Genomic DNA, 9,701 nt, shown 5'->3' with positions numbered 1-9,701 from the left:
TATTAACCCGGAAACTGGAGATTTAATTCCTATATTTAATCCTCGAAAACAGAAATGGTCAGACCATTTTCTTTGGTCAGCAGATGGTTTAAAAATTATTGGTATTATACTATTTTTTTTCCTGAAAATTAAGATCACAATAGACTCTTGTAAAAAATCCCAACTCCTAAAATCTACTTACTCTTATGGCTTACGTACAAGTCACGGAAAGTATTGGTGGGATGCTGAAATTGTAATTGTCAGATAAAAATACCCTGAAAATCCCCACCTCAAATAAACAGGATTATTATTTGTAGGTTATTAGTTTGTAGGGTGCGTTACATTTCATTTTCAGCAAAAAATATTGTATCTTTGGTTATATTTTCAAAGCTAACTTTATGGTTGACTATATATTTATTCACCAGAAAATTATAAATTTCTTCTATATAAGAATCATTTAAATCAACTAATTCCTTGACAAAACGATATCCTAAATTATTCCATGTCAGACGCTTATTTAATGTTTTATTTGTATATGTTTTTTTCGATGATTTTGCATTTAACCATCCCATCTTAAATTTTGTAAGTCGTCCATGATCAGAAGGACTAGGATCATCTATTTCATATACTAATTCATTAAAAATCTTCTTATATTCGATTCTGAGCATTCTTAGTTTTAGCGATGCCAATAAATGTCATACCCCAATTCAGCAACTCCCTTTAATTGAAGGCTTTGTATCAATTAGGATTGATATAGTGCGATGCAATTACATGATATACATTATAATCCCCTCCTCGCAAGCGGGGAGGGGGTTGAGGGTGGGGTTCTTGTATCTCACTGAATGGAGAATCCCTATACCAATTACCAATCACCAATGACCAAATTAAGTCAACGCTTCTGCACCACCGACAACTTCCAGTAGTTCCTGGGTAATTGCGGCTTGACGAGCTTTGTTGTAAGACAATGACAAGGTTTTAATCAACTCACCTGCGTTATCACTAGCGTTACTCATCGCTGTCATCCGTGCTGCTAGTTCACTAGCTGCTGATTCTTGTAATGCCCGTAATAGCTGATTACTCAGATATAAAGGTAGCAAAGAATCCAGGATTTGCACTGGATCTTGTTCAAAAATCATATCGCGGGGTAAGGGTGCAACTGTACTAGTTACCTTTTCCCGTTCTACTTGGAATTGACCACCACGGGTAGTTAAACGGAAAATTTCATCATCCGCTGCTTCTAAACCTTGGGTATCCAAAGGGAGAAGGGTTTGGACTACGGGACGAGAACTAACCAATGAGACAAATTTTGTATAAACTAGCTCAATCCGGTCTACTTTTTCGGAAAGGAATAGAGAAAGTAGTTCATCAGCGATATTTGTTGCTTCAGCGGCGGTGGGAATTTGTTCTAAACCGCTGTAAGTAGCATCTATAGGCTGATTCCGGCGTTGAAAGTATTGGGTAGCTTTGCGTCCAACCAAAACATAAGTATAGTTTACACCTTCAGCTTGAAGTTCTTTGGCACGATTTTCAGCGCGACGGATGACGTTACTATTGTAACCACCACATAAACCCCGATCGCCTGCAATCACCAATAAGCCTACGGATTTAACTTCGCGTTTTTTGAGTAGGGGTAGGTCCACATCTTCAAAACGCAGTCTGGTTTGTAAGCCAAATAATACTTGTGCTAAACGGTCAGCAAAGGGACGGGTAGCAATTACTTGTTCTTGAGCGCGACGGACTCTGGCCGCTGCTACCAGTCGCATGGCTTCCGTGATTTTCTTGGTGTTTTTGACCGACTGAATGCGATCGCGTATTGATTTGAGATTAGCCATAATCCGATTTTAGATTTTAGATTTTAGATTTTAGATTCGGAATTTCGGATTTTAGATGAGACTCATCTGCAAATAAACATCAAATCCCCCTATTTTAGGGGCTGATATCTAATTTCGGGATAAGTCTATGTAATCCAAAATCCAAAATCCAAAATCCAAAATTTTTACGCTGCTGCTTGGAAGGTCTTTTTGAACTCGGTTAGTGCTGCTTTCAAAGCAGTTTCTTCTGCATCACCGAGAACTTTTGTGCCTTGTACGCCTTGGTAATAAGCAGTACTAACATTCTTCAGGTAATCACGTAAACCTCTAACAAAGGTAGTTACTTGATTAACTGCAATGTCATCTAAATAACCATTAATACCAGCGTAAAGAACTGCTACTTGTTCAGCGACGGAGAGAGGGTCGTTTTGAGGCTGTTTTAACAATTCCCGTAAACGCGCACCACGAGCCAACTGATCTTGAGTGGCTTTGTCTAAATCAGAAGCGAACTGAGCGAAAGCTTGTAAATCGTCAAACTGAGCCAATTCCAGCTTGATTTTACCAGCAACTTTTTTCATGGCTTTGGTTTGAGCCGCAGAACCTACACGGGATACAGAGATACCGGGGTTAACAGCGGGACGGATACCAGAGTTAAACAAGTCAGAAGACAAGAAAATCTGACCGTCAGTAATAGAAATTACGTTGGTAGGAATATATGCGGATACGTCACCAGCTTGGGTTTCGATAATTGGTAAAGCAGTCATACTACCTTTACCCAATTCGTCGCTCAATTTAGCAGCGCGTTCCAACAAGCGGGAGTGGATGTAGAATACATCTCCAGGATAAGCTTCCCGACCGGGTGGACGACGTAACAGCAAGGACATTTGGCGATAGGCCTGTGCTTGCTTGGAAAGGTCATCGTAAATAATTAAGGTTGCTTTGCCTTTGTACATGAAATACTCAGCAATACTAGCGCCTGTGTAGGGAGCTAAGTATTGTAAAGTAGCTGGGTCACTGGCGTTAGCTGCTACGACTACGGTGTAGTCCATAGCGCCTTTTTCTTGTAAAGTTTGGACTACGTTAGCAACGGTGGAAGCTTTTTGACCGACAGCTACGTAAACGCAAACAACATCTTCACCCTTTTGGTTAATGATGGTATCAATAGCGATCGCTGTTTTCCCTGTTTGTCGGTCACCAATGATTAATTCCCGTTGACCACGGCCGACGGGAATCATGGAATCAATAGCGGTGATCCCTGTTTGCATCGGTTCATGGACGGAGCGACGAGCGATAATACCAGGGGCGGGGGATTCAATTAACCGACTTTCGGTGGTTTTGAGATCACCTTTACCATCAATGGGACGACCCAAAGCATCTACAACCCGACCAATTAAAGCTTCACCTACAGCTACTTGGGCGATTTTACCGGTAGCGGTTACGGAGCTACCTTCTTGAATGTCCCGACCTTGACCCATCAATACCGCACCAACGTTATCTTCTTCTAAGTTTTGTGCGATACCAATGGTGCCATCTTCAAATTCTAGGAGTTCCCCGGCCATAGCTTTTTCTAAGCCATAAATCCGGGCAATCCCGTCACCCACTTGTAACACTGTACCAACGTTAGCAACTTTAACCTCTTGGTCGTATTGCTCGATTTGTTGTTGGATAATGCTGCTGATTTCGTCTGGTCTAATGGAAATGCTCATTTGTCAGTTGTCAGTTGTTAGTTGTTAGTTGTCAGTTGTTTTGATTGGCTATTGACCAATGACTACTGACATTTATCAGAACTTTTTAGTTACTGCTTAAACGCAAAGAGAGACGACGTAGTTGACCACGCAAACTAGCGTCAATCACTTGAGAACCAACTTTGATAATTACACCACCAATTAAATCACTGTCTATTTTGGTAGCTAATTCTACTTTTGCAGCTTTGGTAAACGTAATTACCTTTTCTGTAATTGCTTGCTGTTGGCCTTCTGTGAGAGGAACAGCAGAAGTAATTTCCGCCAATACGGTTTGATTTAACTGCCGTAATAGCGCTAGATACTGCTGTAAAATTGGTTCACTGAAGGCGATGCGTCTTCTGTCAACTAATAGCAGTAAAAAATTACGTAGGTATGGGTTTGCACCTTCCCCAAATAATTGTTTGAGCAGATTTTTTTTGTTCTCTGGTTTCACAAAGGGATTGGCCAAAAAGTTATTCAGTTCTTGGCTACCTGTTAATAAACCCAGAAAAGTTTTTGCATCTGTCCCAATTTCTTCTGTTGAATTTTGAGACTGAGCAATAGACAATAGTGCCTGTGCATAAGGCTGGGATATTTCAGCTGCTGCTGCATTACTTTTCATATCTCGCCTCCCAATTGTGCGATACTACGGGCAATTAAAGCCTGTTGAGCATCGTCGCTAATACCAGCTTTGAGTTGTCCTTCAACTTTTTGTAGTGCTTGTAAGACTACTTTTTGCCTTAGTTGAGTTATCACTCTTTCTAGTTCGGAATTCAAATCAGCCGCCCCTGCTTCCTGCATCCGTTGAATATCTACAGCGGATTGGGCTAAAATGGCATCTTTAGCCTTCTGGGCGTTTAATTCGGCTGTTTGTTTGATTCTTTGAGCTTCTTCTTGAGCAAGTTCCAGCTTTTGCTGTGCCTCTTTCAATTTGGCTGCGGTTTCTGCTACCTTCTGCTCTGCACTCTTAATTGCTGATTCAATATTTTCTCGGCGAGATTTTAAGGTACTACCTAAAACCTTGCTGCCAAATACAACCAACACAGTAATAATAATAGCCAGGTTAATCAGGTTAGTATCTAAAATATTCGTATTTAGACTAAACCCACTTTCTCCCTTGCTTAGTGCCAATTCACCTCCGACGGCGCTGGCTTCCGTCATCAACAGTAAAAAAGTCCCCATGATTCTTTATCCACTAACTGCGCTGCCAATTTTCCAAATTTTTTGTCAGTTGTCCGTTGTCAGTCGTCATTTGTTAGTTGTTTTTAATACCAATAACTAATGACTACTAATCACCCATGACCCATGACTGTTTTCACAAGTTAGCGGCGATTTACTAAATCAGCACCTAACAGCTTCTCCAGGATTTGACGACTGAGAGCATCTACTTGTGTTTCCAAGGCAGCTAGAGCCTGTTGTTTTTGCTGCTCAATTTCACTGGCTGCTTTTTCTCGCTGTACCTGGGCTTCTTGTTGCGCTGCGGCGATGTTTTGAGCAGCGATTTTTTGGGCTTCGGCTTGGGCTTGAGCAACAATTGCTTGAGCTTGTTTTCTGCTTTGAGCAAGCTCTTGTTCGTATTGCTGGGCTAATGCTTGGGCTTTTGATAAGCGTTCTTGGGCTTCTAAATTATTGGTACGGATATATTCATTCCGGCCATCAATTGCATTACCCAAGGGCTTGTAAAGAGTTGCATTCAATATCAGGGCTAATACTAGAAACTGGATTGCCATTAAGGGCAGAGTAGCATCTAGATCAAACAGTCCCCCTTCTTTGGCAACTTCTTCCACGGCCAATAAGGTGATCCAGTGTGTCATGATTGCTTATTCCTATCTACATTAATGTTAATGCTGAGTTCTGATAGCTTGCGTGTCCCAGTCATTTCATCAGTTATGAGTATAAGTTCATAACTTTCTGTTTAGACGTGATTGCTCACGCCCGCAGTCAGAACTCAGTTGTGATTATGCGAAGGGGTTAGCAAACAGCAACACTAGAGCGACTACTAGACCGTAGATGGTTAGAGCTTCCATGAACGCCAAACTTAACAGTAATGTACCGCGAATTTTGCCTTCAGCTTCTGGTTGACGAGCAATACCTTCTACAGCTTGTCCTGCTGCATTACCTTGACCAATACCGGGGCCGATTGCAGCTAAACCTACAGCTAGAGCAGCGGCGATAACGGAAGCAGCAGCAACTAATGGATTCATGATATTCTTTCCTTACTTTTAGAGATACGGTTGGGTGTTGTATTTGTCAGTTGTCAGTTGTCAGTTGTTAGTTGTCAGTTGTTAGTGGTCGGTTTTGAGATGATTAATTTCTGTCACCTGTCACCTATTCTCTGTCACCTGTCACCTGTGTCCTGTTTCCCCTAATGGCTGACTGTTTTCATCTGAGGGGGTTTAGTGTTCTCCCTCATGCTCTTCGCCATGATGATCTTCCATCGCTTCGCCAATATAGGCTGCTGCGAGGGTGGCAAAAATTAGTGCTTGAATGGCGCTGGTAAATAGTCCCAAAGCCATTACTGGCAGAGGCACGAACAAGGGTACTAATAGTACCAGCACTCCCACGACTAGTTCATCAGCTAAGATGTTACCGAATAAACGGAAGCTTAGGGACAGGGGTTTTGTGAAATCTTCAATAATCTTGAATGGCAACATGAAGGAAACTGGTTGCACATAGTTACCGAAATAACCCAAACCCTTTTTGCTGAATCCTGCATAAAAATACGCTAATGATGTCAACAACGCTAAGGCAACAGTTGTGTTAATGTCGCTTGTGGGTGCTGTCAGTTCGCCCTCTGGCAGATGAATTAACTTAAAAGGAACTAATGCCCCTGACCAATTTGACACAAAAATGAACAAAAACAAAGTGCCTACGAAGGGCACCCAGGGGCGATATTCTTTCTCGCCAATCTGGTTTTTGGCCAAATCTCGAATAAATTCTAGGGCGTACTCCATCAAGTTTTGTAAGCCACTAGGAATCCTTTTGACGTTACTACTGGCCAAGACGGAAGCTAGGACGAGTACGCCAATAACAAACCAAGATGTGAGAAACACCTGACCATGTAGCTTCAAGTTGCCTATTTGCCAGTACAGGTGTTTACCCACTTCCAATTCAGCAAGCGGAAGGGAGTAGACATTCAGAAAATTCAGCATTTTCTTTCCAATTCAATCGTTTCTCCAATTTTACCTGGAGAAGAGGAGCGTTTTAAGGTTGCCGGAGCGTGGATGAGTCAGAGATTAACGCTAACCTAACTACATAGATGATGAGTGTGGCTTTATAGGTCAGAAATCCCAAGAATATGGGTAGTATATGCAGTTGATTCAACCTTGATGCCAGGAGAATCAGCACTACTAACAAGGCTAACCGAGTTTTGCTCAGTTCTTGTTTTTCCCTTCCTAACCTTTCAACATCTTTCGCCAACATTCTCAAGTAAAGCACACCTGCACACGCCCCTAATAAATAATTTAGAGCAATGTTTGGTGAATAAGCAATCCAGACGGAGATAAAGATTATCCCTGTTAAAACAAGTGTGATCAATATCAACTCTCGATAGAGTTGATAAAACTCCCCCATGGAGGAATTTATTGGTTTTGTGTCCTCAAAACCAGATTTATCATCTTGTTGTCCTGTCTGAGTGGGCGTAATTGGTTCGTCTGACAAGCTCACGGCATTTGAAACTAGTACAGTTTAAATATGATGACCGCACATCCAGTCTGCCAAATCATATCACGTCGCGGTAACAATACTTTAGAAAAAAACAATTAACTTATTTTTGGTTAGTGGTCAGTTGTCAGTTGTCAGTGGTCAGACCATTGTCTGGGTACTGATTTTTTTTGATGAAGCGGGGGTTAGTAAGATTAGTTGTTGTTTGAGGAGATGTCTTACTCTGTTTAAGTCTAGCTCTAATTGGGCTACAATGTTAGTCAATCTGGCAGAACCATCACATTTGTTTATTATTTCAGAATTGCTATGGAAAAAATATCACATCCAGATATTATTGTCACTAGCCCAGATGGAGAATATTTGATGATTGTTGAAGTAAAACTCAATGATATCAATATACACCGTCAAAGTGCTATGGATAGACTTAAACGCTCAATGATTGATTTTGGTTGCTCAGTTGGGTTACTGGTAGCAGGAGAGCGTGTTACTGTTTTGCGTGATTCTTTTGATGACTCTCATGGTTCATCAATTTATGTAGTTGGTGAAGCTACACTGCCACATTCTTTTTTACCACCAGCAGATGAGCAATGGAGGGGAAATCCTCATCTTGAGTTTGAATCACAAGTTCAGCGATGGTTAGAAAAACTGAAACTGCAAACCAATGTAGACAGTTTACCAGATGATTTGAAAAATTTGTTTGGCGGACGGATAATCAATTTGCTGCGATTTGGTGAAATCAGGGCTGGTGGAGCTAGGGCGTGGAGTAAAGTTGTAAAATGAAACCTCAAGCGGTTTTTGTGGAAACAAACTGGGTGGTAGATATTGTTGCACCTGCACATTTACAGAGTCAACAAGCATCTCAATTGCTTTCACTAGCGGAAGCTGGAGAGTTTGAGTTATATCTACCTGCTATCTGCCTAACAGAAGCGCGTGAAACTATACCTCGACGATTCACTCCACTGTGAACTAGATTCTGATCTTCAACCTTGGGATAAAAATGGTGTATTAAAACCTATTCTTAGTGATCTCTACAAAGCTTCTCGAATCTGGGTTTATCGAGATTTTTTGGTGGAAGATGTAGATGAACTTCCCCAAATTTGGTTTTCTTCTACTTAACCGGGTGTCAGTAAAATAAGATGTTGTTTCCAAAGATTTCTCACTCCATCTAACCCAAACTGGACTTTGGTTAAAATCTCGGCTACGGTAGATATACTATCACAGTTTTGCATAAATTCTAATTCTGCTGGTGATAAGTTAACAATTTGATAATCATAGTTAAATATACATTGACTGGGAAACCCATCTATGCAGGGGTTAAGTTCGGGAATAGCTGCTAATAATCTGTTATCTGCTGACCAGTCGGTTTTGGGTAAGGGAGGACGACTGAGAAAAAATTCGTAATGTGCTACTTCTGGATTCAATAATTCTACTAATCTGTACCGTTGACGTTCTGTGAGTTCTGCTGCTCGCTCAATTAACTCCGGTGCTTTTTCTAACAAATTTTCTAATTGCCAAAAACCAGGATTTGAGAACCCTACAAAGTCTAAGCCGGAAGCGTCTATTAATGTAAATAATGTATCAATATTGTAGTCAGTTTCCTGGGGATGTACGTACATATCAGCAAAACATTCATCCCGCTGATTTTCTAATGACCATCTTTCTTTTTCGCGCTTGACAATACGGTTATTTTCTGGTAAAGAAGCAAAGATTTTTCTACCAATGTGAACACCATCTTGATAGTCACCGCGTTTGTTACCTTGGAGAAGTGCGATCGCTTGTTGCATTAGTTGTATTTCCCATCTTCCTATTTCTCCATAGACAAAGATGTGCATTAATCCACCAGGAGCGAGTTTTTTCGCTAATGCTTGAATACCAAGAATAGGATCGGGTAAATGATGAAGCACACCAACGCAATTAATTAGATCAAATTGTCCTGGTATCTGTTCAACATCATAGATACTCAGATGATGAAATTCTACACGGTCAGCACCGGAGCTTTGACAGCGTTTTTTTGCTACTTCTAAAGTTCCCGCACTTAAATCTATGCCTACTACCTGTGCGTGGGGGTTAAGATGTACTAAATATTCTGTTCCTACCCCTGAACCACAACCAGCATCTAAAATACGGATATGTTGATTTTCGGGTTTTCTCCCGGTACAAAAGTTGTAAGCAGCTAACCAATTCCAGCGCCAATTATAACCTGGTGGTGGTTGATCTAGAATGGGTTCTGGAGGGAAAGGGTAGGTATCATAAAGTTTCGCAACAGCAGCACTGACTTGGGAGTTGGACATAATTACGGATAACGCAGCATTTCTGATTTTATCTGATTTTAACGGATAGGGGGATTTTGGGCAAATGTATTATTTCTTGTGAGGATTTATGCCAAATATACCTCCCTAAACCCCATTTCTGATATCTGTGCCTGGAGTGTTTTGTTTATTCCGTAACTCGTGGGTAAGTCCTAAAGTATTGACCAAAAATCTGGGATACAAGCCCCGTCCACTTCGGCAAGCTCAGTGCATCG

12 protein-coding genes and 1 pseudogene are annotated in these 9,701 nt (G+C 41.2%); 3 read left to right on the top strand and 10 right to left on the bottom strand.

All coding sequences use genetic code 11. The features are described from left to right. A pseudogene (locus tag ACIR131C_RS26895) lies at positions 1–247 on the top strand (hypothetical protein); the annotation flags it as partial. Between the two features lie 70 nt (positions 248–317). Here ACIR131C_RS26895 and ACIR131C_RS23210 read toward each other — a convergent pair. From ACIR131C_RS23210 to ACIR131C_RS0117650, 9 genes are all read right to left on the bottom strand, one after another. After that, positions 318–647, bottom strand: coding sequence for a hypothetical protein (locus tag ACIR131C_RS23210; RefSeq protein WP_035372400.1), 330 nt, complete (start codon positions 645–647; stop codon positions 318–320). 216 nt (positions 648–863) lie between these two features. Continuing rightward, a complete protein-coding gene (locus ACIR131C_RS0117685) occupies positions 864–1,811 on the bottom strand; it encodes a F0F1 ATP synthase subunit gamma (RefSeq protein ID WP_028091270.1) in 948 nt (315 codons plus the stop codon). 164 nt (positions 1,812–1,975) lie between these two features. After that, positions 1,976–3,496 carry a F0F1 ATP synthase subunit alpha gene (atpA, locus tag ACIR131C_RS0117680; protein WP_028091269.1) on the bottom strand — a complete coding sequence of 507 codons (1,521 nt, stop codon included), beginning with the start codon at positions 3,494–3,496 and terminating at the stop codon, positions 1,976–1,978. A gap of 85 nt (positions 3,497–3,581) precedes the next feature. Continuing rightward, a complete protein-coding gene (gene atpH, locus ACIR131C_RS0117675) occupies positions 3,582–4,136 on the bottom strand; it encodes an ATP synthase F1 subunit delta (protein ID WP_028091268.1) in 555 nt (184 codons plus the stop codon). Next, positions 4,133–4,696, bottom strand: a complete 564-nt coding sequence (locus ACIR131C_RS0117670) for a F0F1 ATP synthase subunit B (protein ID WP_028084040.1) — start codon at positions 4,694–4,696, stop codon at positions 4,133–4,135. Before ACIR131C_RS0117670 ends, atpH begins: the two co-directional genes overlap by 4 nt. A gap of 140 nt (positions 4,697–4,836) precedes the next feature. Beyond that, positions 4,837–5,328, bottom strand: a complete 492-nt coding sequence (locus ACIR131C_RS0117665) for a F0F1 ATP synthase subunit B' (protein WP_028091267.1) — start codon at positions 5,326–5,328, stop codon at positions 4,837–4,839. Positions 5,329–5,472: 144 nt separating this feature from the next. After that, complete coding sequence (gene atpE / locus ACIR131C_RS0117660) at positions 5,473–5,718, bottom strand: ATP synthase F0 subunit C (protein WP_028084042.1); 246 nt, start codon at positions 5,716–5,718, stop codon at positions 5,473–5,475. Positions 5,719–5,910: 192 nt separating this feature from the next. After that, positions 5,911–6,666, bottom strand: coding sequence for a F0F1 ATP synthase subunit A (atpB, locus tag ACIR131C_RS0117655; protein ID WP_028091266.1), 756 nt, complete (start codon positions 6,664–6,666; stop codon positions 5,911–5,913). 52 nt (positions 6,667–6,718) lie between these two features. After that, positions 6,719–7,180 (bottom strand): ATP synthase subunit I, encoded by a 462-nt coding sequence (locus tag ACIR131C_RS0117650; RefSeq protein ID WP_028091265.1) that lies wholly within the window; start codon positions 7,178–7,180, stop codon positions 6,719–6,721. Between the two features lie 303 nt (positions 7,181–7,483). Here ACIR131C_RS0117650 and ACIR131C_RS0117645 point away from each other — a divergent pair, with 303 nt between their 5' ends. Both ACIR131C_RS0117645 and ACIR131C_RS26230 read left to right on the top strand, forming a co-directional pair. After that, positions 7,484–7,957: a hypothetical protein gene (locus tag ACIR131C_RS0117645; RefSeq protein WP_028091264.1), complete on the top strand. Its 474-nt coding sequence runs from the start codon at positions 7,484–7,486 to the stop codon at positions 7,955–7,957. Between the two features lie 150 nt (positions 7,958–8,107). Continuing rightward, entirely contained in the window at positions 8,108–8,293 is a 186-nt protein-coding gene (locus ACIR131C_RS26230) for a hypothetical protein (protein ID WP_196811801.1), read from the top strand. Here the strand turns inward: ACIR131C_RS26230 and ACIR131C_RS0117635 are convergent. Further along, a complete protein-coding gene (locus ACIR131C_RS0117635) occupies positions 8,290–9,468 on the bottom strand; it encodes a class I SAM-dependent methyltransferase (protein ID WP_028091262.1) in 1,179 nt (392 codons plus the stop codon). The two genes, ACIR131C_RS26230 and ACIR131C_RS0117635, sit on opposite strands and share 4 nt — an antisense overlap. Positions 9,469–9,701 lie beyond the last annotated feature (233 nt).

The organism is Dolichospermum circinale AWQC131C (genome assembly GCF_000426905.1).
Classification (GTDB): domain Bacteria; phylum Cyanobacteriota; class Cyanobacteriia; order Cyanobacteriales; family Nostocaceae; genus Dolichospermum; species Dolichospermum circinale.
Note: the sequence above shows the minus strand (reverse complement) of the source record. Positions and strands in the feature narration are given on the sequence as shown.

What these genes read in the sequence shown, in the direction of transcription:
- ACIR131C_RS23210 (WP_035372400.1), bottom strand. Translation starts at nt 647, where the DNA reads ATGCTCAGAATCGAATATAAGAAGATTTTTAATGAATTAGTATATGAA.
- ACIR131C_RS0117685 (WP_028091270.1), bottom strand. Translation starts at nt 1,811, where the DNA reads ATGGCTAATCTCAAATCAATACGCGATCGCATTCAGTCGGTCAAAAAC.
- atpA (WP_028091269.1), bottom strand. Translation starts at nt 3,496, where the DNA reads ATGAGCATTTCCATTAGACCAGACGAAATCAGCAGCATTATCCAACAA.
- atpH (WP_028091268.1), bottom strand. Translation starts at nt 4,136, where the DNA reads ATGAAAAGTAATGCAGCAGCAGCTGAAATATCCCAGCCTTATGCACAG.
- ACIR131C_RS0117670 (WP_028084040.1), bottom strand. Translation starts at nt 4,696, where the DNA reads ATGGGGACTTTTTTACTGTTGATGACGGAAGCCAGCGCCGTCGGAGGT.
- ACIR131C_RS0117665 (WP_028091267.1), bottom strand. Translation starts at nt 5,328, where the DNA reads ATGACACACTGGATCACCTTATTGGCCGTGGAAGAAGTTGCCAAAGAA.
- atpE (WP_028084042.1), bottom strand. Translation starts at nt 5,718, where the DNA reads ATGAATCCATTAGTTGCTGCTGCTTCCGTTATCGCCGCTGCTCTAGCT.
- atpB (WP_028091266.1), bottom strand. Translation starts at nt 6,666, where the DNA reads ATGCTGAATTTTCTGAATGTCTACTCCCTTCCGCTTGCTGAATTGGAA.
- ACIR131C_RS0117645 (WP_028091264.1), top strand. Translation starts at nt 7,484, where the DNA reads ATGGAAAAAATATCACATCCAGATATTATTGTCACTAGCCCAGATGGA.
- ACIR131C_RS0117635 (WP_028091262.1), bottom strand. Translation starts at nt 9,468, where the DNA reads ATGTCCAACTCCCAAGTCAGTGCTGCTGTTGCGAAACTTTATGATACC.